Source organism: Nocardioides sp. (assembly GCF_035697785.1).
Lineage (GTDB): Bacteria > Actinomycetota > Actinomycetes > Propionibacteriales > Nocardioidaceae > Nocardioides_B.
In genome coordinates, this window is sequence record NZ_DASSCL010000023.1 from 1 (window position 1) to 20,344 (window position 20,344).

Annotated in this window: 19 protein-coding genes; 6 read left to right on the plus strand and 13 right to left on the minus strand. The window is 72.4% G+C overall.

What is annotated here, in order from left to right; translation table 11 throughout:
• Positions 1-4,369 (minus strand): glutamate synthase large subunit (gene gltB, locus VFH10_RS02705; protein WP_325125679.1); only part of this gene is annotated, 4,369 nt, incomplete at its 3' end.
• Positions 4,370-4,530: 161 nt separating this feature from the next.
• A complete protein-coding gene (locus VFH10_RS02710; protein ID WP_325125681.1) occupies positions 4,531-5,265 on the minus strand; it encodes a VIT1/CCC1 transporter family protein in 735 nt (244 codons plus the stop codon).
• A gap of 151 nt (positions 5,266-5,416) precedes the next feature.
• On the opposite strand from VFH10_RS02710, the gene VFH10_RS02715 reads away from it, so the two are divergent.
• Positions 5,417-7,345, plus strand: a complete 1,929-nt coding sequence (locus tag VFH10_RS02715) for a hypothetical protein (RefSeq protein WP_325125683.1) — start codon at positions 5,417-5,419, stop codon at positions 7,343-7,345.
• Between the two features lie 9 nt (positions 7,346-7,354).
• Here the strand turns inward: VFH10_RS02715 and lgt are convergent, their stop codons facing one another.
• From lgt to trpC, 5 genes are read right to left on the minus strand one after another with little or no spacing between them, the layout of a single operon-like run.
• Positions 7,355-8,269 (minus strand): prolipoprotein diacylglyceryl transferase, encoded by a 915-nt coding sequence (gene lgt / locus VFH10_RS02720; protein ID WP_325125685.1) that lies wholly within the window; start codon positions 8,267-8,269, stop codon positions 7,355-7,357.
• A gap of 7 nt (positions 8,270-8,276) precedes the next feature.
• Positions 8,277-8,948: an SCO family protein gene (locus VFH10_RS02725; RefSeq protein WP_325125687.1), complete on the minus strand. Its 672-nt coding sequence runs from the start codon at positions 8,946-8,948 to the stop codon at positions 8,277-8,279.
• On the minus strand, positions 8,941-9,741 hold the full coding sequence (gene trpA, locus VFH10_RS02730; RefSeq protein WP_325125689.1) for a tryptophan synthase subunit alpha: 801 nt from the start codon (positions 9,739-9,741) through the stop codon (positions 8,941-8,943). Before trpA ends, VFH10_RS02725 begins: the two co-directional genes overlap by 8 nt.
• A complete protein-coding gene (gene trpB, locus VFH10_RS02735; RefSeq protein WP_325125691.1) occupies positions 9,738-10,970 on the minus strand; it encodes a tryptophan synthase subunit beta in 1,233 nt (410 codons plus the stop codon). The genes trpA and trpB overlap by 4 nt, the downstream gene beginning before the upstream one ends.
• On the minus strand, positions 10,967-11,794 hold the full coding sequence (gene trpC, locus VFH10_RS02740) for an indole-3-glycerol phosphate synthase TrpC (RefSeq protein WP_325125693.1): 828 nt from the start codon (positions 11,792-11,794) through the stop codon (positions 10,967-10,969). The genes trpB and trpC overlap by 4 nt, the downstream gene beginning before the upstream one ends.
• A gap of 101 nt (positions 11,795-11,895) precedes the next feature.
• Here trpC and VFH10_RS02745 point away from each other — a divergent pair, with 101 nt between their 5' ends.
• Positions 11,896-12,252: a DUF4190 domain-containing protein gene (locus tag VFH10_RS02745; protein WP_325125695.1), complete on the plus strand. Its 357-nt coding sequence runs from the start codon at positions 11,896-11,898 to the stop codon at positions 12,250-12,252.
• A 9-nt stretch (positions 12,253-12,261) separates the two neighbouring features.
• On the opposite strand, the gene VFH10_RS02750 is transcribed toward VFH10_RS02745, so the two are convergent.
• The 6 genes from VFH10_RS02750 to VFH10_RS02775 form a co-directional block, all read right to left on the minus strand.
• Positions 12,262-12,678 (minus strand): DUF2752 domain-containing protein, encoded by a 417-nt coding sequence (locus VFH10_RS02750; protein ID WP_325125698.1) that lies wholly within the window; start codon positions 12,676-12,678, stop codon positions 12,262-12,264.
• Between the two features lie 10 nt (positions 12,679-12,688).
• Positions 12,689-12,886, minus strand: coding sequence for an HGxxPAAW family protein (locus VFH10_RS02755; RefSeq protein WP_325125700.1), 198 nt, complete (start codon positions 12,884-12,886; stop codon positions 12,689-12,691).
• Between the two features lie 68 nt (positions 12,887-12,954).
• The gene (locus VFH10_RS02760; RefSeq protein WP_325125701.1) at positions 12,955-13,512 is read right to left on the minus strand and encodes a Trp biosynthesis-associated membrane protein; all 558 of its coding nucleotides are present in this window, start codon (positions 13,510-13,512) and stop codon (positions 12,955-12,957) included.
• The gene (gene hisI / locus VFH10_RS02765; protein WP_325125703.1) at positions 13,509-13,871 is read right to left on the minus strand and encodes a phosphoribosyl-AMP cyclohydrolase; all 363 of its coding nucleotides are present in this window, start codon (positions 13,869-13,871) and stop codon (positions 13,509-13,511) included. The genes VFH10_RS02760 and hisI overlap by 4 nt, the downstream gene beginning before the upstream one ends.
• Positions 13,872-13,890: 19 nt before the next feature.
• A complete protein-coding gene (locus VFH10_RS02770) occupies positions 13,891-15,690 on the minus strand; it encodes an ABC transporter ATP-binding protein (RefSeq protein WP_325125705.1) in 1,800 nt (599 codons plus the stop codon).
• Entirely contained in the window at positions 15,687-17,525 is a 1,839-nt protein-coding gene (locus tag VFH10_RS02775) for an ABC transporter ATP-binding protein (protein ID WP_325125707.1), read from the minus strand. Before VFH10_RS02775 ends, VFH10_RS02770 begins: the two co-directional genes overlap by 4 nt.
• A gap of 22 nt (positions 17,526-17,547) precedes the next feature.
• Between VFH10_RS02775 and VFH10_RS02780 the strand changes: the two genes are divergently transcribed.
• From VFH10_RS02780 to VFH10_RS02795, 4 genes are all read left to right on the plus strand, one after another.
• Complete coding sequence (locus VFH10_RS02780; protein WP_325125709.1) at positions 17,548-18,180, plus strand: TIGR03085 family metal-binding protein; 633 nt, start codon at positions 17,548-17,550, stop codon at positions 18,178-18,180.
• A gap of 61 nt (positions 18,181-18,241) precedes the next feature.
• Positions 18,242-18,979 (plus strand): bifunctional 1-(5-phosphoribosyl)-5-((5-phosphoribosylamino)methylideneamino)imidazole-4-carboxamide isomerase/phosphoribosylanthranilate isomerase PriA, encoded by a 738-nt coding sequence (gene priA / locus VFH10_RS02785; RefSeq protein WP_325125710.1) that lies wholly within the window; start codon positions 18,242-18,244, stop codon positions 18,977-18,979.
• Positions 18,976-19,737 (plus strand): imidazole glycerol phosphate synthase subunit HisF, encoded by a 762-nt coding sequence (gene hisF, locus VFH10_RS02790; RefSeq protein ID WP_325125712.1) that lies wholly within the window; start codon positions 18,976-18,978, stop codon positions 19,735-19,737. Before priA ends, hisF begins: the two co-directional genes overlap by 4 nt.
• Positions 19,738-19,741: 4 nt before the next feature.
• Positions 19,742-20,344 (plus strand): hypothetical protein (locus tag VFH10_RS02795; RefSeq protein ID WP_325125714.1); only part of this gene is annotated, 603 nt, incomplete at its 3' end.

Consider the following 20,344-nt stretch of genomic DNA (forward strand, 5'->3'; position numbering starts at 1 on the left):
CGGCCGCGTCGTCCTGGACCGGGGCCAGCTCGACGAGCTCGGGGTTGACCCGGCCCTCGTCGAGGTCGAGCACGAAGGCCACACCGCCGGACATGCCCGCGGCGAAGTTGCGTCCGGTCGGCCCGAGCACCACGACCCGTCCCCCGGTCATGTACTCGCAGCCGTGGTCTCCCACGCCCTCGACGACCGCGGTGGCGCCGGAGTTGCGGACGGCGAAGCGCTCGCCGACCTGGCCGCGCAGGAACACCTCGCCCGCGGTGGCGCCGTAGCAGATGACGTTGCCCGCGATGATCTGCTCCTCGGCCGGGAACGTCGCACCTCGGTCAGGGCGTACGACGATGCGGCCGCCCGACAGGCCCTTGCCGACGTAGTCGTTGGCGTCCCCCTCCAGGCGCAGCGTGATGCCGCGGGGCAGGAAGGCGCCGAAGGACTGGCCGGCCGAGCCGGTGAAGGTGATGTCGATGGTGCCGTCGGGGAGGCCGGCGCCCTTGTAGCGCTTGGTCACCTCGTGACCGAGGATCGTGCCGACGGTGCGGTTCACGTTGCGGATCGGCAGCTGGGCGCGCACCGGCTCGCCCCGCTCCAGTGCCGCCTCCGCGAGCGCGACGAGCTCGTTGTCGAGCGCCTTGTCGAGACCGTGGTCCTGACCGGTGGTGTTGTGCCGGGCCGCCCCCTCGGGCAGCTCGGGCACGTGCAGCACCGGGGTCAGGTCGAGGCCGGCGGCCTTCCAGTGGTTCACCGCGCGCTCGACGTCGAGCAGCTCGGCGTGGCCGACCGCCTCCTCGAGTGTGCGGAAGCCGAGCTCGGCGAGCAGCTCGCGCACCTCCTCGGCGATGTACATGAAGAAGTTCACGACGTGCTCGGCCTTGCCGGTGTAGCGCTCCCGCAGGACCGGGTTCTGCGTCGCCACCCCCACCGGGCAGGTGTCGAGGTGGCAGACCCGCATCATGATGCAGCCCGACACCACCAGCGGAGCCGTCGCGAACCCGAACTCCTCGGCACCGAGCAGCGCCGCGATCATCACGTCGCGCCCGGTCTTGAGCTGGCCGTCGGTCTGCACGACGATCCGGTCCCGCAGCCCGTTGAGCAGCAGCGTCTGCTGCGTCTCGGCGAGGCCGAGCTCCCACGGGCCGCCGGCGTGCTTCAGCGAGGTCAACGGCGAGGCGCCGGTGCCGCCGTCGTGGCCGGAGATCAGCACCACGTCGGCGTGCGCCTTGGAGACGCCGGCCGCGACCGTGCCGACCCCGACCTCGGCGACGAGCTTCACGTGCACGCGCGCCGACGGGTTGGAGTTCTTCAGGTCGTGGATCAGCTGCGCGAGGTCCTCGATCGAGTAGATGTCGTGGTGCGGCGGCGGCGAGATGAGTCCGACGCCGGGTGTGCTGTGCCGGGTCCTGGCCACCCACGGGTAGACCTTGTGGCCGGGCAGCTGGCCGCCCTCGCCGGGCTTGGCGCCCTGCGCCATCTTGATCTGGATGTCGTCGGCGTTGGTGAGGTACTCCGAGGTCACCCCGAAGCGACCGGACGCGACCTGCTTGATCGAGCTGCGCCGCTCCGGGTCGTAGAGACGGTCGGGGTCCTCGCCGCCCTCACCGGTGTTGGACTTGCCGCCGAGCATGTTCATCGCGACGGCGAGCGTCTCGTGGGCCTCCTGGCTGATCGACCCGTAGGACATCGCGCCGGTGGAGAACCGCTTCACGATCTCGGACGCCGGCTCGACGTCCTCGATGGGGATCGGCTGCCGCTCCCCCTTGAACCGGAACAGGCCGCGCAGCGTCATCAGCCGTTCGGACTGCTCGTCGACGCGCGAGGTGTACTGCTTGAAGACGTCGTACCGTCCGGCGCGGGTGGCGTGCTGCAGCCGGAACACCGTGTCGGGGTCGAACAGGTGCGGCTCACCCTCGCGCCGCCACTGGTACTCGCCGCCGATCTCCAGCGAGCGGTGCGCGGGCGCGAGGCCGTCGACCGGGTAGGCCTTGCGGTGCCGGCGGGCGACCTCCTCGGCCACGGTGACGAGCCCGATCCCGCCGAGCTTGCTGGTGGTGCCGGTGAAGTAGCGGTCGACGAGCTCCTGGGACAGGCCGACGGCCTCGAAGATCTGTGCGCCGGTGTACGACGCGACGGTGGAGACGCCCATCTTGCTCATCACCTTGAGCACGCCCTTGCCCAGCGCCCTCACGAGGTGCTTGACGGCCTGCTCGGGCTCCACGTCGACGTAGTAGCCGTCGCGGGCGAGGTCTTCCACGGTCTCCATCGCGAGGTAGGGATTGACCGCGGCGGCGCCGTAGCCGATGAGCAGCGCGACGTGGTGCACCTCGCGCACGTCGCCGGCCTCGATGACGAGCCCGACCTGGGTGCGGGTCTTCTCGCGCACCAGGTGGTGGTGCACGGCCCCGGTCATCAGCAACGACGGGATCGGCGCGAGCTCGGCCGTGGAGTGCCGGTCGGAGAGCACGATGATCCGGGCGCCGTCGGCGATCGCCGCGGAGACCTCGGCGCAGATCTCGTCGAGCCGGGTGGCGAGCGCCTCTCCCCCGCCCTCGACGGGGTAGAGGCCGCGCGAGACGTGGGTGATGAAGCCCGGCAGGTCACCGTCGCGGTTGATGTGCCGCAGCTTGGCGAGCTCGTCGTTGTCGATCACCGGGAATGGCAGCACCACCTGGCGGCACGCCGCCGGTGTCGGCTCCAGCAGGTTGGCCTCGGGCCCGATGGTGCCGGCCAGGGAGGTGACCAGCTCCTCGCGGATCGCGTCCAACGGCGGGTTGGTCACCTGCGCGAACAGCTGGGAGAAGTAGTCGAAGAGCATCCGGGGCCGGTCGGACAGAGCCGCGATCGGACTGTCCGTGCCCATCGAGCCGAGCGGTTCCGCTCCGGTCCTCGCCATCGGCGTGAGCAGGACGCGCTTCTCCTCCTCGGTGTAGCCGAAGATCTGCTGCCGCCGAGTGACCGAGGCGTGCGTGTGCACGATGTGCTCGCGGTCGGGCAGCTCGTCGAGGTTGATGATCCCGGCGTGCAGCCACTCGTCGTACGGGTGCTCGGCGGCGAGCTCGCCCTTGATCTCCTCGTCCTCGATGATCCGGTGCTCGTCGGTGTCGACCAGGAACATCCGGCCCGGCTGCAGCCGGCCCTTGCGTACGACGGTGGCCGGGTCGATGTCGAGCACGCCCACCTCGGACGCGAGCACGACGAGGCCGTCGTCGGTGACCCAGTAGCGCGAGGGGCGCAGACCGTTGCGGTCGAGGACCGCGCCGACCTGCGAGCCGTCGGTGAAGACGACGCAGGCGGGGCCGTCCCACGGCTCCATCATCGAGGCGTGGAACTGGTAGAACGCCCGCCGGGCGGGGTCCATCTCGGCGTGGTTCTCCCAGGCCTCGGGGATCATCATCAGCACCGAGTGGGGCAGTGAGCGGCCGCCCAGGTGCAGCAGCTCCAGCACCTCGTCGAACGATGCGGAGTCGGAGGCGCCCGGAGTGCAGATCGGGAACAGCCGCTCGAGGTCGGCCGCGCCATCGTCGTTGGCCCCCGGCCGCGCGAGCAGCTCGCTGCGCAGCAGCGCCTCACGGGCCCGCATCCAGTTGCGGTTGCCCATGACGGTGTTGATCTCGCCGTTGTGGGCGATGAACCGGAACGGGTGCGAGAGCGGCCAGCTCGGGAAGGTGTTGGTGGAGAACCGCGAGTGCACGACGGCCACCGCGGACTCGACGCGCTCGTCGGTCAGCTCGGGGTAGAACCGGTCGAGCTGGTCGGTGGTGAGCATGCCCTTGTAGGCGATGGTGCGCGAGGACAGCGACGGGAAATACACCTCGGTCTCGCGCTCGGCGCGCTTGCGCAGGCAGTACGCCATCCGCTCCAGCGGCATCCCGATCACGCGTGCTCCGGCAGCGGTGACGAACAGCTGGCTGAACGTCGGCATCACGCTCACCGCGGTGGCGCCGAGCATCGAGGGGTCGGTGGGCACGTCGCGCCAGCCGAGGACGCTCAGACCCTCCTCCGCCGCCAGTTCCTCGATCCGCTGACGGGTCTTGGCGACCTGCTCGTCGTCGCCGGAGAGGAACGCCGTGCCGACGGCGTACGAACGGGCGGGCGGCAGCTCGAAGCCGAGCTCGGAGGTGACGTCGCGGAGGAACCGGTCGGGGACGCCGAGCAGGATGCCCGCTCCGTCACCGGAGTCGGGCTCGGCGCCGGTGGCGCCACGGTGCTCGAGGTTGCGCAGCGCCGTGATCGCCTTGGCGACGATGTCGTGGCTGGCGACGCCGGTCAGGGTCGCGACGAAGGCCACACCGCACGCGTCGTGCTCGTGCAGGCCGTCATAGAGACCCTGGGGCGGCGGGAACGCATGCCTGCGGCGGCCTCGGGCGCGATCAAGCATCGGCACTCTCCCGTCGTCTTGGCACCGCTCCCCGAGAGAGGTTCCGGTGCAGCTCATCTGTGGAAAATGCGCGGGACGACATTGGCCCAGGCGGTCCGTGCAGCGTACAACACCCGCCGGTAACCGGGCTCGCCCCCGACCGGCCCGTGGACCGGCTCGACTCAGCCGAGGCCGGTGCCAACCAACGAGCCGAACCCGAACGTCAGCGCCGCCGCGACGCCGCCGAGCAGCAGCTGCCGCAGCCCTCCGTACCACCACGAGCGGCTGGTGACCTGGGTGACGACCGCCCCGCAGGCGAACAGCGCCAGCAGGGTCACGACCAGGCCGGGCAGCAACGTGCTGGCCCCGAGCAGGTATGGCAGCACCGGGACGAAGGCACCCACGGCGAACGCGAGGAAGGACGACATCGCGGCGACCAGGGGTGAGGCCAGGCTGCCCGGGTCCACACCGAGCTCCTCGCGGGCGTGTACGTCGACCGCGAGGTCGACGTCGCGGTGGATCTGTCGCGCGACCTCGGCGGCCAGAGCCGGGTCGAGCCCCTTCTCGACGTACATCGACGCCAGCTCTCGGGTCTCCGCCTCGGGGTTCGCGACGATCTCACGGCGTTCCTTGGCGATCTCGTGCTCGGCCGCCTCGGACTGGCTGGCCACCGACGTGTACTCACCCGCCGCCATCGAGAACGCGCCCGCGGCGAGCCCGGCCAGGCCGGCCAGCACCACGGCCGAGGACTCCGTCCTCCCGCTCGTGCCGCCGGCGACACCGGCGATCAGGGCCAGGTTGGAGACCAGCCCGTCCATGGCGCCGAAGACCGCCGGCCGGAGCCATCCGCCGGTGACGTCGGCGTGCTCGTGCCCGATCTCCGAGCCGTCGAAGGCCGCTGCGGAGTCCGTGCTCATGCCTGGAAGGTAGCCGTCATGACGCCGGATTTCATCGAAGGGGAGGCTCACCTTTCTTTCGCGGGCCTCACCCGGCAGGGATGAGGCCCGGATACCCCGGTCGCGCATAGGTTGCTGCGTGGTTCGCCGCGTCTATTCGGGGAGGTACGTCATGACCAAGCGGGCTCGCATACTGCTGCCTCTCGCAGGGCTCTCGCTGCTGGCGACGCTCGTGCTCCCGGTCCCGGCCGCCTCAGCGGACGACAGCACCGCTCCCGCGGGGACCTCCGCCAGCGGCGAGCAGGAGACGGCCTCGCAACCGGAAGCACCGACTCCACCCGAGTCCATCGAGCAGCCGACTCCCACTGAGGAGCCCACCCCCGTCGCGGGGCCCACCCCCGCCGCGGAGCCCACCCCCGCCGCGGAGCCCACCCCGACCCCGGAACCGACGCCCACCGCGGAACCGACCCCTTCCGCGGAGCCCACCCCCACCGAGGAACCGAACCCCACTGCCCCGGCGCCCGCCGAAGCAGGCACGGTCGAGCAGGAGACCGTGGCCGCCGTGCCGGCCCCTGCTCCCGCCACTGCTCCCGCCACTGCCCCGGCGACAGCGCCCGGCCCCGCTGCGGCGCCCGAGGCATCCAAGTCCGCCGCCTCGAAGAAGACCAAGAAGAAGGCAACTCGGAGCTCGGTCCTGCGCAAGCGGCTACGAGCCCCCGCGGAGAAGGTGACGATCTGTCACCGGACGAACTCGCGCACCAACCCCTACAACCAGCTGTCGGTCCCGGTTGCGGGTGAGATCAACGGCCACGCCAACCACACCGGGCCGGTCTTCGCGCCGGATGTCGCCAACTGGGGCGACATCATCCCGCCGACCCCGCCCGAGCTGCCGGACGGTCTCAACTGGCCCGAGGGCCAGGCGATCCTCGAGGACGGCTGCGAGATGGAGCCGGACGTCGGTCCCCTCCCGTCGGCCGTCATCGGAGATGTCGTGTGTGACGGCACGAGCCCGACCGTCGACGTCAACGTGAGGAACGATGCGCGCGCAACCGCACCGGCGACGTTCGAGATCTTCGTCGACGGCGCGCTGGTGCAGACAGCCGGACCCGTGCCACCCGGTGGCAGCCAAACCGTCACGCTGGTCGGCGACGGGCTCACCGCCCAGGAGAACCAGACGTTCACCATCTCGGTGCGGTCTGGCGGCAAGGTCGTCGCCAGTCGCGTGGTCACAGCGGACTGCGCCCCCGGCCCACCGCCGCTGACGATCGGCGCCCAGCTCACCTGTGACGGCGAGACCGCGCAGGGAACGGCCACCGTCACCAACAACGGCGCCGTCGCCGTGGTGGTGACGGCGGCGGTGGACGGCGCACAGGTGGGCGCGGACCTGACGGTGGGCCCCGGGGCCACCAGGACGGGCACCGCCGACCTCTCGCGGTACGAGGACCAGACGATCACCGTGAGTCTCCTCGTCGACGGCGCGGTGGCCGAGACCTACACGATCACGCCCGACTGCGTCCCGCCGCAGGCCGACCCGCACGTGCGGGTCGCGGGGCAGGAGTGCCCGGGGCCGACCGCGACGGTGACCCTCGCCAACGACGGGGACCCCGACTCCCGGGTGGTGTTCGTGATCCGGATCGACGGACGGGTCGTGCGGACCAGCGCGCCGGTGCACGGCGGCGACACCACGACCATCGTCGGGGATCTCTCGCGGTTCGAGGACCAGACCCTGACCGTCGACATCCTCGCCAACGGCGAGCTGCTGGGCAGCCGCACCATCAAGGTGGACTGCCTGCCGCCGGTCTCACCGTCTCCCGCGGGGCCGGGCAACGGCGGCGCCACCGGGCCGGGCAGTACCGTCCTGCCGGCTGCAGCCGGGCCGCCAGGCGGCGCCGGGCAGCCAGCCGGTGCAGGGCCGTCGGTCGGCGGCGTGCCGTCGGTTGCCGGCGTGCAGTCGGTCGGCGGCGGTCCGGCTGCGCTGCCGTCCGTGGGTGCGAGCTTCAGTCGTACCGTCCTCGCCCTCGGGCTGGGCCTGGTCGCCGTCGGGTCACTCCTGGTCGTCTCGGACGGCCGGCGGCGCGGGCTGCGAGCGCCGCGGCGCTGAAGGCCGTCGTCAGGCGCCGCCGGGGGCGTCGGGGCTGCCCGGGTCGCCCGGGTTCCTCCGCGCACCGGTGTCGACGGAGGAGTCCACTTCGGGCCCGTCGCGGAGCACTTGGTCCTCACGACCGGGGTGCCGGCGCCTGGACCACAGGAAGAAGCCGAGCGCGGCGAGGAACAACACGATCGACGTCCAGACGTTGAGCCGCAGGCCGAGCACGTCGTCCTCTTGCACCTGGTCGATGCGCAGGTACTCGATCCAGCCGCGTCCGGCGGTGTAGCCCATCACGTAGAGCGCGAACGCGCGGCCGTAGCCGAGCCGGAAGCGCCGGTCCGCCCAGATCACCAGCCCGGCGACCCCGAGGTTCCAGAAGAACTCGTAGAGGTACGTCGGGTGGAAGGTGTCGAACTGGGTGTAGCCGTCCTCGCGGTGCTCGACGTCGATCTCGAGACCCCACGGCAGGTTGGTCGGCCGGCCGTAGAGCTCCTGGTTGAACCAGTTGCCCCAGCGCCCGATCGCCTGGGCGATGGCGATGCCGGGGGCCAAGGCGTCGGCGAGCGGGAGGAACTTCGCGTTGTTGCGGCGCGCCCCGATGTAGGCGCCGACGGCGCCGAGCGCGATCGCCCCCCAGATGCCGAGGCCGCCCTGCCAGACGTACAGGGCGGTGATCGGCTCGCGGCCCTCGCCGAAGTAGAGCCGCCAGTCGGTGGCGACGTGGTAGAGCCGGCCGCCGACGAGGCCGAACGGGACCGCCCAGATGGCGATGTCGCCGACCTGGCCCGGCTTGCCGCCACGAGCGACCCAGCGCTTCTCGCCGAGCCAGATCGCCACGACGACGCCGAGGATGATGCACAGCGCGTAGGCACGGATCGGCACCGGGCCGAGGTACCAGACGCCCTGGCCGGGGCTGGGGATGCTCGCGAAGGTCATCGGTTCATCACGAGGAAGCTCCAGAGGGGATGCCGTCGGTGAGGATGGTGCGCAGGTCGTCCGCGATCAGCTCGGGGCCGGTGCCCTCGGTCCACACGACCGGCGCCGTGCCGTCGGGCAGCACGCCGACGATCTGGGTGCCGTGGCTGACCTCGTAGCCGCCGGACGGCATCTTCTCCCCCTTCTCGATCGGCACCCCGAGCGCGTTTCCGACCCGGACGATCCGTGTGAGGGGTCCCGTGAGGCCGTCGAACGTCGGGTCGAACCGGTCGAGGTAGGAGCGCAGCACGGCCGCGTCGTCGCGGGCCGGGTCCGTCGTCACGAACTGCATGCCCACGCGCTCCCGCTGCTCGTCGTCGAGGCGGGTCAGCGCTGAGGCGATGTCGGCCATCACCACGTGGCAGATGTCCGGGCAGTTCGTGTAGCCGAAGAACACCAGGGTGACCTTGTCGCCTGCCTTCGCGGTGCCACGGTCGAGACGGTAGTCGGTCCCGTCCGTGCTCGTCAGGGAAAGGTCGGGGGCGGCGTACGGGTCCGGCAGCACCGCACCGTTGAGCCCGTCGTCGTCCTGGATGGCGACGTCGGCGACCGGTCCGTCGGCGGACGGCGGGGTGCCCACCGAGCACGCGGACAGCGCGAGTGCCGCCGCCAGCCCGAGGGCGACGAGAGTCCTAGGCACGGCGGACGCCTTCCGCGAGGTCGCGGGTCAGGTCGGCCAGTGCGGTCAGCCCGGCCTCCCGGTCGGGGGCGTCGAGCAGCACGCGCACGAACGCGGACCCGACGATCACCCCGTCGGCGTGCCGCGCGACCTCGGCCGCCTGGTCGCCGTCCGACACGCCGAGGCCGACGGCAACCGGCAGGTCGGTGAACGCCTTGGTGCGGGTCACGAGCGGGCCCGCCAGGTCGCTGGTGCGCTCCCGGGCGCCCGTCACCCCCATCACCGCGGTTGCGTAGACGAACCCGCGGCAGGCAGCCGCGGTCAGCGCGAGCCGCTCGTCGGTGGAGGACGGCGCGACGAGGAAGACCTTGTCGAGGTCGTGCTTGTCGGCGGCGGCGACCCAGGCGTGCGCTTCGTCGGGGACCAGGTCGGGGGTGATCAGCCCGGCTCCCCCGGCGGCAGCCAGGTCGGCGGCGAACCGGTCGACGCCGTAGCGCTCGACCGGGTTCCAGTAGGTCATCACCAGCACCGGCGCACCGGTGTCGGCGACGGCCTCGACGGTGCGGAGTACGTCGCGGGTGCGGACCCCGCCCTCGAGCGCCCGCTGGGCCGCGGCCTGGATCGTCGGGCCGTCCATCACCGGGTCGCTGTAGGGCAGCCCCACCTCGATGGCGTCGCAGCCGTGCTCGACCATCACCCGCATCGCCTCGACCCCGCCGTCGACGTCGGGGAAACCGGCGGGCAGGTAGCCGACCAGCGCGGCCCGCCCCTCGGCCCTCGCGGTGGCGAAGACCGTCGCGGTGCTGTTGGTCATGCCTCTGCCTCGCCGAGCCCGAAGTACTCGACGGCCGTGCCCATGTCCTTGTCGCCGCGCCCGGAGAGGTTCACCAGCAGCGTGGAGCCGGGCAGCTCCGTGGCCAGCTCCAGGGTGCCGGCCACCGCGTGCGCCGACTCGATCGCGGGGATGATGCCCTCGGTGCGGCTGAGCAGCGCGAAGGCGTCCATCGCGGCCCGGTCGGTGACCGGCCGGTACGTCGCCCGCCCGGACTCGGCGAGGAACGCGTGCTCGGGACCGACACCGGGGTAGTCGAGGCCGGCCGAGATCGAGTGCGACTCGACGGTCTGGCCGTCCTCGTCCTGGAGCACGAAGGTGCGCGCACCGTGCAGCACGCCGAACTCGCCGGCGCTGATCGTCGCGGCGTGCCGCGGACCGGGGAACCCCTCGCCGCCCGCCTCGAAGCCGAACAGCCGGACCGACGGGTCGTCGACGAAGCCGGCGAACAGGCCGATCGCGTTTGAGCCGCCGCCCACGCACGCGGTGACCGCGTCGGGCAGCGCGCCGGTGAGGTCGAGACACTGCGTGCGTGCCTCGTCGCCGATGCCGCGGCAGAAGCTGCGGACCAGCGAGGGGAACGGGTGCGGGCCGGCCGCGGTGCCGAACACATAGGCGGTGTGATCGACGTTGGCCACCCAGTCGCGGATCGCCTCGTTGATGGCGTCCTTGAGGGTGCGCGAGCCGGATTTGACGGCAACGACCTCGGCGCCGAGCAGCTGCATCCGCGCGACGTTGAGCGCCTGCCGCTCGGTGTCGACCTCGCCCATGTAGACGACGCAGTCGAGACCGAGGTAGGCGCACGCGGTGGCGGTGGCGACACCGTGCTGGCCGGCGCCGGTCTCGGCGATGACCCGCGTCTTGCCCATCCGCTTGGTCAGCAGCGCCTGGCCGAGCACGTTGCGGATCTTGTGGGCGCCGGTGTGGTTGAGGTCCTCCCGCTTGAGCAGGATCCGGGCGCCGGCGACCTCGGACAGCTTCGTGGCCTCGAAGAGCAGGCTCGGCGTGCCGGCGTAGTCGCGGAGCATCCGCTCGAACTCGCCGGTGAAGGCCGGGTCGGACATGGCGTCGTGCCAGGCGACGGTCAGCTCGTCGAGCGCGGCCATCAGCGCCTCGGGCATCATCCGGCCACCGAAGCGGCCGAAGGTGCCGTCGCCCTGCAGGTCCTGCTCGTGCTGCCGGTGGTCGGTCGTGGCGCGCGGGCTGGTCATCGGTCGGGCTCCGCCTCGCGCTGCTTCAGTGCCGGGTGCGCGCCCGCCGCGACCAGGTCCGCGACCGCGTCGCGCGGGTTGTCTCCGCGCACGAGGGTCTCGCCGACGAGGACCACGTCGGCGCCCTGCTTGGCGTACTCGAAGACGTCGTGCGGCCCCCGTACGCCGGACTCCGCGACCCGGACCACGTGGTCGGGGATCCGCGGGGCCAGCCGCTCGAACGTGCCACGGTCCACCTCGAGGGTGCGCAGGTTGCGGGCGTTGACCCCGACCAGCTCGGCGCCGGCCTCGAGCGCGCGCTCGACCTCCTCCTCGTCGTGCACCTCGACGAGCGGCGTCAGCCCGATCGAGACGGCCCGCTCGACCAGGCCGACCAGGGCCTGCTGGTCGAGGGCGGCGACGATGAGCAGCGCGAGGTCGGCCCCGGCGGCGCGCGCCTCCCAGAGCTGGTAGGAGGTGACGATGAAGTCCTTGCGCAGCACCGGCACGGAGACCGCCCTGCGCACCGCGCGGAGGTCGTCGAGGCTGCCGCCGAACCGGCGCTGCTCGGTCAGCACGCTGATCGTCGCGGCGCCGCCGGCGGCGTAGTCGGCGGCCAGCGCGGCGGGGTCGGAGATGGTGGCCAGCGCACCCTTGCTGGGGCTGGATCGCTTGACCTCGGCGATCACGCTGACGCCGTCGGCGCGGAACGCGGGCATCGGGTCGCGGGCGTCGGGCGCCCTGCGAGCGGCGGCTTTGAGGTCGTCGAGTGATGTGACGGCCTGCCGCTCGGCGAGGTCCTCGCGGACGCCGTCGACGATGTCGGCGAGGACGGACCTGCTCACGACGGGATCGCCTCTCGGGGTCGGTGGGTGCCCAAAGGGAGTCTGACTGGGTCCTAGACTCTCATGCGCCCCGCACCCGGCCCGCCTGGAGGTCCGCACCCATGAGCTACACGCCGCCTCCGCCACCACCACCGGGTTACGGCCCACCGCCCGGCTACGGGTCGCCGCGGAACTCCGGGAAGGCCGTCACCGCGCTGGTGCTCGGGATCGTCGCGCCGGTGCTCGGCCTCTGCTGTGCGTTCATCGGCCTGGCGCCAGGCATCGCCGCGATCCTGGTGGGCCGGTCGGCCAAGCAGGAGATCGCGTTCGCGGGCGGCCGCCTGACCGGGTCCGGGATGGCTCAGGCCGGCATCGTGCTCGGCATCGTCGGCTGCGTGATCGGGGTCGTCATGACGGTCGTGAACATCATGCTGATCCAGAGCGGGGTCACGAACTTCGACCTCGACACTGCTCCCTGACCGTTCCCCTCACGGGGTCAGCCAGCTCGCGAACGGCAGGTTGCGCACCACCCAGAACACCATCGTCGAGGCCAGTACGACGACCAGCACGACGTACGCCGAACGGTCCGACAGGTGCCGGCGCACGCCCCGCCAGCCGTCCACGAACGAACGCAGCCACCAGAGCGCGACGAACGGCAGTGAAGCCACGAGCAGCAGGTTGCTCGAGGCCGCGGCCAGCACGTTGAAGTGGGTGAGGTCGTTGACCGCGCGGAGGCCTCCGCACCCGGGGCAGTAGGTGCCGGTCAGGGCGAGCCACGGGCAGAACCCGTAGGACCCGGACCGGTGCGGGTCGCGCAGGTGAAGGGCGATACTCGCGGCGAGCAGGACACCGGCGACGAGGACCGGCGTGCGGACGCCGCGCCACCCGGGCGCGGCCACCTCCACCGGTGGCGGGTCAGTCGGAGGCCGGCTCCGCACCGAGGCCCATCTTCTGCATGATCTTGCCGACGATCGCACCGATCGGCACGAGCGCGACACCCACCCAGAACAGCGCCCACTGGTCGATCACCATGCCGATGCCGCCGACCACGAAACCGACCAGGATGATCATGACGCCCGTCCAGGCCGCTGGGGTGTTGCCGTGGTGAGCCATGCGCGGGGTACTCCTCGTGAAAGGTGCGGGCGGTTGCGGCGACAGTCTAGGGGCTCCCCGTCAGCGGGTCAGGCGGTCGGGTCGTGACCCTCGTCGAGCGCCTTCCACAGGTCCTCGGTGGTCGCCGGGGACGTCTCCCGTGCCGAGGGCGCGTCGTACCGGCTGCCCATCGACGGCCAGCGCGGGGCGCGCGCCACGGCGACCCCCAGCGCCGCCAGGGAGAACGCGGCGGCGACGCCGGTGGTCCAGTACCACGCGGTGAGCGAGCTGGTGAAGGTGTCACCGGTCGCCCCGGCCGCCTGCGCGGCATCGACCGCGGCGTCCTGGGCGGAGCCGAACGCGCTCACGACGGCCGCCAGCACCCCGCCCGCGGCGAGGGTGCCGACGACCGCGACCAGGCGCCGGGCGCTCCCGCGCAGCACCAGCAGCACCCCCCAGGACGCGAGCGCGACCAGCGCCAGGGCGAGGGCGAGCGGGGCGACGTCGTTGCCGTCGGCGACGGCGGAGACCGCCACCCCCGCGTTGTCACCGTCTGCCTCCGCCCAGGGCTGCGCCGCGGCGACCGCGGTCAGCGCCGACGCGCCCAGCCCGGCCAGCACCGTGGGCCCGAAGCGGCGGTCCTTCACGCGCTGCCCGCCGGAGCAGCGACGGGGAGCTCGCGGCCGTCGAAGCAGGTGCGGTCACCGGTGTGGCAGGCCGGGCCCTCCTGGTCGACGGCGACCAGCAGGGTGTCCCCGTCGCAGTCGAGCCGGACGCCCCGGACCCACTGCCGGTGCCCGGATGTCTCGCCCTTGACCCAGTAGGCCTGGCGGGACCGGCTCCAGTACGTCGCCCGGCCGCTGGTCAGCGTGCGGTGCAACGCCTCGTCGTCCATCCAGCCGACCATGAGCACCTCACCCGTGTCGTGCTGCTGCACGACCGCGGGCACCAGTCCGTCGGCGTCGCGCTTGAGGAGGCGGGCGATCTCGGGGTCGAGGGAGGTCACGCCCTCAGTCTTCCACCCGTCATGCCAGGGACTGCTGGGCCACCCAGGAGTTGTGCAGCCGCCCGTAGACGCCGCCCTCCTCGACGAGCCGGGCGTGCGGACCGCGCTGGACGATCCGGCCGGCGTCGACCACGACGACCTCGTCGGCGTTCTCGGCGGTCGACATCCGGTGCGCGATGGTCACGGAGGTGCGGCCTCGGGTGAGCCGCTCGAGGGCGCGTCCGATCCGCATCTCCAGCGCGGGGTCGACCGCGGAGGTGGCCTCGTCGAGGACCAGCAGGTCGGGGTCGGCCAGGTGTGCGCGGACCAGTGCCACGAGCTGCCGCTCCCCCGCCGACAGCGACTCGCCCCGCTGCCCGACCCGGGTGTCCAGCCCCTGGGGCAGGCCGTCGAGCCAGTCGGTCAGGCCGAGCTCCGCCGCTGCGGTGCGGATGTCGTCGTCGGTCGCGTCCAGCCGGCCGTAGAGCGCGTTGGCGCGCAGCGTGGAGTCGAACAGGAAGCCCTCCTGAGGGACCATCACCACCCGGTCGCGCAGCGACGAGAACGGCACGGTGCGCAGGTCGACGCCGTCGAGACGCACCGTGCCCGTGGTCGGGTCCATCAGCCGCGTGAGCAGCTTGGCGAGAGTGGTCTTGCCGGAGCCGGTCTCGCCGACGACGGCGACCCGGGTGTTCGGCTCGATCACGAGGTCGATGTCGTGCAGCACCCGCGGTCCCCCCGGGTAGCCGAAGGCGACGCCCTGGAACTCGATCGACACCGCGCCCCGGGGCAGCTCCTGTCCGGTCGGTCCGGGGTCGACCACGTCGGCGGGGGTGTCGAGGATTCCGATCACCCGGCGCCAGCCCGCGATCGCGTTCTGCGCGTCGGTCAGCACCTGGGTGCCCATCTGCACGGGCCCGACGAAGAGCGTCACCAGGAAGGCGAAGGCGAGCACCTGCCCGACCGTGATCGCGTCGTCGACGCCGAGCAGCACCCCGAAGATCAGCACACCGGCGTTGGCCAGCCCCGCCGAGACGCCGCCGAGCGAGAACGAGAAGGCGGTGAGCCCCTGGGCCTTGGTGCTCGCCTGCTTGTGCCGCTCGATCGCGGTGTCGATCCGCCGCTGCGTGCGGTCCTCGACGGCGTAGCTGCGGACGACGGCCGCGCCGACCACCGGCTCGGAGATCGCGCTGAGCAGGACGCCCACCTGCCGGCGCACGGTGCCGTAGGCCTCGGACAGTCTGCGCTGGAAGTAGCGCAGCGACAGGAACAATGGCAGGAAGCAGATCCAGACGACCAGCGTCAGCTGCCACGAGTAGAACGCCATCACCACCGTGGCGATCGCGATCTGGCCGACGCTCACCACGGCGATCAGGCCGCCGAAGATCAGGAACTGCGACACCTGGTCGACGTCGGAGGTGACCCGGGAGACGAGGGCGCCGCGCCGCTCGGTGTTCTGGGTGAGCAGCGGCAGGTCGTGCACGTGCCGGAATGCCTTGATCCGCAGGGTCGCGAGGCCGCGCTCGGCGGCGGTGAACAGTCGTGAGGTCATGAAGTACGACGCGACGCCGGTGACGACCACGGCGAGCGCGGCGAGCACGGCCATCCAGGTCATGAAGTCGAGGTCGGGCCCACCTGCGGCGCCGAGGCCGCGGTCGAGGGTCTGCTGCACCGCGATGGGTACGACGACGCGTCCCATCGTCGCGAGCACCGCGAACGCGAGCGTCCCGCCGACCCCCTCACGCAGCTCCGGGGACAGCTCGACGCCGCGACGGATCGTCGCCCAGGCGCCGATCTCCTCGCCGGTGTCGAGCACGGTGCCCGACGTGGTGGTGGTCACGGTGCCACCACCTCCCCGTCGGCGGGTGCATGCCCGTCGGGATGCTCCATCTCGTAGGCGTTGACGAGGTGCGCGTAGCCGGGCGCCCGGACGAGCAGCTCGCCGTGCGTGCCCTGGTCGGCGACCCGACCGCCGCGCACGTAGACCACCTCGTCGGCGAGTGCGATGGTGGCCTTGCGGTAGGCGACGACGAGCACGGTGGCACCGCCGGAGTCGTGCGCGCGTCCCCTCAGCGCCGCGAGGATCCGCGCCTCGACCTCCGGGTCCACCGCGGACGTGGCGTCGTCCATGATCAGCAGCCGCGGCCGGCGCACGAGCGCGCGGGCCAACGACAGCCGCTGCCGTTGCCCGCCCGACAGCGTGGTGCCGCGCTCGCCCAGCCGCGCGTCGAGCCCGTCCGGCAGAGCGGCGACGAAGCCGTCCGCCTGGGCGGTGCGCAGCGCCGCCCACACCTCCTCGTCGGACACGTCCGCGCCGAGCGCGACGTTGCCGCGCACGGTGTCGTCGAAGAGGAACGCCTGCTGCGGCACCAGTGCGACCTGCTCGGCGAGCGCACCGGCGGCCAGGTCGCGCAGGTCGGTGCCGTCGACCCGGATCGCGCCCCGGTCGGGGTCGACGAGCCGCACCAGCAACGACGTGAGCGTGCTCTTGCCGGACGCGGTCGCCCCGACGACCGCGACGGTCCGGCCCGGCGGTGCCGTGAACGTGAGGTCGTCGAGCAGCGCCGGGCCACCGTCGTACCGGTAGCCGAGCCGGTCCACCTCGAGCGTGGCGCCCGTGCCAACACGGGCCAGCCGGGCGTCGCCGTACGACATCTCACCGGTGGCGGCGAGCACCGCCGAGACCCGCTGGAAGCCGACGACGCTGCGCGGGAACTCCCCGAGCAGCCAGCCCAGCGAGCGGATCGGGAAGGCGACGATCGTGAGTAGGTAGCCGATCGTCACCACGTCGCCGGCGTCGGCCTGGCCGTCGAGCACCCGCTGCACGCCGACCGCGAGCACGGCCAGCACGCCCAGGTTGGGCAGCGCCTCGAGCACGGGGTCGAACACCGCGCGCACCCGGCCGGCCCTGACGTTGGTGTCGCGGAGCTGGTGCGCCTTGTGGGCGAACCGCTCGGTCTCCTCGTGCTCGCGGCCGAGCGTCTTGACGACCATCGCGCCGTCGAACGACTCGTGGGCGACCTCGCTGACCTCGGCGCGCAGCGCCTGGGCGCGGGTCATCAGCGGTGACTGCACGCGCTGGAAGACGATGTTGGACAAGATCACGAGTGGGAACACCAGCAGTCCGACCAGCGCCATGACCAGGTCGGTGACCAGCATCTGCACGACGGCGATCGCCATCATGGCGACGGTGCCGACCGCCATCGGCAACGGCGCGATCGGTGCCCAGGCCGCCTCGACGTCGGCGTTGGCGTTGGAGAGCAGCTGGCCGGTCGGGTGCCGCTGGTGCCACTCCATCGGGAGCCGGAGGTACTGCCGGGTGACGTCGCGCCGGTAGTGGGCCTGCATCCGGTACTGCATGACGCCAGCGCCGAGCCGGCGGGCCACGATCCCGACCGCGCGCAGGATCGCCACGCCGAGGAACAGCGCGAGGATCGCGACCAGCCCGCTCCAGTCGACCTCGCCCGAACGGAAGGCGGGCAGTACGACGTTGTCGGTCGACCAGCCCAGCACCCAGGCGTCGGCGACCGTCAGCGCGCCGAACAGCAGGCTGCCGAGCGTCGACACCGTGAAGATCCACGGTTCCCGCTTGATCGCGACCCAGAGCACGGCGAAACCGTCTCGGATCGTGCTGCCCGCGGTGACGGAGGACAGACGGTCGCGGGAACGGCTCACCGGGCCAGCCTACGATCGGGTCATGACGAGGATGGCGAGGACCGAACGCACCGCGCTGTGCGACACCGCGCTCCAGGTCGGCGAGGACCAGCCGACCCTGTGCGGCGACTGGACGGTGAAGGACCTCGTGGTCCACCTGCTGGTGCGCGAGCGCAGCCCCGGCGCGGTCGGCATCGCGGTGGCTCCGCTGTCCCGGGTGACCGATGCCGAGATGCGGCGCTTCGGCAGGGCCGACTTCACGGTGCTCGTCGAGCGGCTGCGCTCCGGACCGCCGCGGTGGTCGCCGTACGGCGTGCCGAAGCTCGACACGATGTTCAACACCCTCGAGTTCTTCGTGCACCACGAGGACATCCGGCGCAGCCAGCCCGAGTGGACGCCGCGCGACCTCACCGACGACCAGCAGAAGCTGCTGTGGTCGATGGTCCGCACCGCCGGCAAGGGGCTGGTCCGCAAGGCCGCGGTCGGCGTCACCCTGGAGAACGCGACCACCGGCTCTCGCGCCGTGCTCAAGGACGCCTCCGAACCGGTCGTGGTGACCGGGTTGCCGAGCGAGCTGACGATGTTCACGTTCGGCCGGCAGGCCCAGGCCAAGGTGCAGCTGTCCGGTCCACCCGAGGCCGTTGCCACGCTCACCGGCGCCAGCCTCGGCATCTGACCGGTCCCGGCGGTCGAGCCCGTCGAGACCCCGCACTCCCCCGCTCTCCTAGGCTGACCCCATGAGCCCCGCCCGACTCGAGCTGCTGCCCGCCGTCGACATCGCCGACGGGCAGGCCGTCCAGCTGGTGCAGGGCGTCGCCGGGTCGGAGAAGCGCTTCGGCGACCCGGTCGACGCGGCGCTGAACTGGCAGCGCCGAGGCGCGGAGTGGATCCACCTCGTCGACCTCGACGCCGCGTTCGGCCGCGGCCACAACCGCGACCTGCTCGCCAAGATCGTCGGCACCCTCGACATCCAGGTCGAGATGAGCGGCGGCATCCGCGACGACGATTCTCTGGCCGCCGCCATGTCGACCGGCTGCCGGCGCGTCAACATCGGCACCGCCGCCCTCGAGCAGCCGGAGTGGTGCGCGTCGGCGATCGCGGACTACGGCGACCGCGTGGCCGTCGGCCTCGACGTCCGCGGCCGCACCCTCGCCGCCCGCGGCTGGACCCGCGAGGGCGGTGACCTGTACGACGTGCTCGCCCGCCTCGACAGCGAGGGCTGCGCGCGCTACGTGGTCACCGACGTCAACAAGGACGGCATGCTGCAGGGTCCAAACCTCGAGCTGCTGCGCGACGTGTGCGCGGCCACCGAGCGCCCGGTGGTCGCCTCCGGCGGCATCACCGAGCTCGCCGACCTCGAGGCTCTGCAAGGGCTCGTCCCGGCCGGGGTCGAGGGGGCGATCATCGGCACCGCTCTCTACGAGGGCCGGTTCACGCTTGAGGACGCGCTCGCACTGACCGGCGGCGCGCGGTGACGCTCGCGGTCCGGGTGATCCCCTGCCTCGACGTCGACGGCGGCCGCGTCGTCAAGGGCGTGAACTTCCAGGGCCTCCGCGATGCCGGCGACCCGGTCGAGCTGGCCAAGCGGTACGACGAGGAGGGCGCCGACGAGCTCACCTTCCTCGACATCTCGGCCTCCCACGAGGGCCGCGCGACCACGATGGAGATCGTGTCGGCGACCGCCGAGCAGGTGTTCATCCCGCTGACCGTCGGCGGCGGCGTCGGCAGCGTCGAGGACGTCGACCGGCTGCTGCGCGCGGGCGCCGACAAGGTCGCCGTCAACACGGCCGCGATCCGACGCCCCGAGCTGGTCTCCGAGATCGCGGACCGGTTCGGCCGCCAGGTGCTGGTGCTCTCCGTCGACGCCCGGCGAGCGACCGGGACGTCGAGCGGGTTCGAGGTCACCACGCACGGGGGCCGGCAGAGCGCGGGACTCGACGCGGTCGAGTGGGCGCGGCGAGCGGCCGCCCTGGGCGCCGGCGAGATCCTGCTCAACGCGATGGACGCCGACGGCACCCGCGACGGCTTCGACCTCGACCTGGTCCGGTTGGTCCGGATGGCCGTCACGATCCCCGTCATCGCCTCCGGGGGCGCCGGCGCCGCCGAGCACTTCCCGCCCGCGGTCGCAGCCGGCGCGGACGCCGTACTCGCCGCGTCCGTCTTCCACTTCGGCACCCTGAGCGTCCACGACGTCAAGGTCGCGCTGGCCGCGGCCGGCCACCCGGTCCGGTGATCGCATGCCCCTGACCCTGCACACCGCCGCCGAACGGCCCGACCTCTGGGAGCGCGGCATCGACTCCGCGGACGTCTGGCCGGAGTACAACCTGCACGGCGACGTGCTCAACGCCTACTGGGGCCGGCTCGGTCCCGAGCTCCCCGACTACCAGTTCGTGCTGTACGACGAGGCCGCGGACGAGATCCGCGCCGAGGGGCACACCGCACCGCTGACCTGGGACGGCGACGACGCGACCCTGCCCGAGGGGATCGACGCCGTGGTCGAGCAGGTCTTCGCGCCGGGAGCCGACGCCGCGAACACCAACACGCTGTGCGCCCTGGCCGCCGAGACACCGCGGGGCGGCCGGGAGCGAGGGATGGCCGTCGCGATCCTCGGCGCGATGCGCACCATCGCCGAGCGGCAGGGGCTCAGCCGGCTCGTCGCCCCGGTGCGGCCGTCGTGGAAGGAGCGCTACCCGCTGGCACCGATCGAGCGGTACGTCACCTGGCGAAGGGACGACGGCGAGCTGCTCGACCCGTGGATGCGTGTGCACGAGCGCCTCGGCGCACGGGTCTCGCGCCCGCTGCCCAGGTCGCTGCTGATCACCGGGACGGTCGCGGAGTGG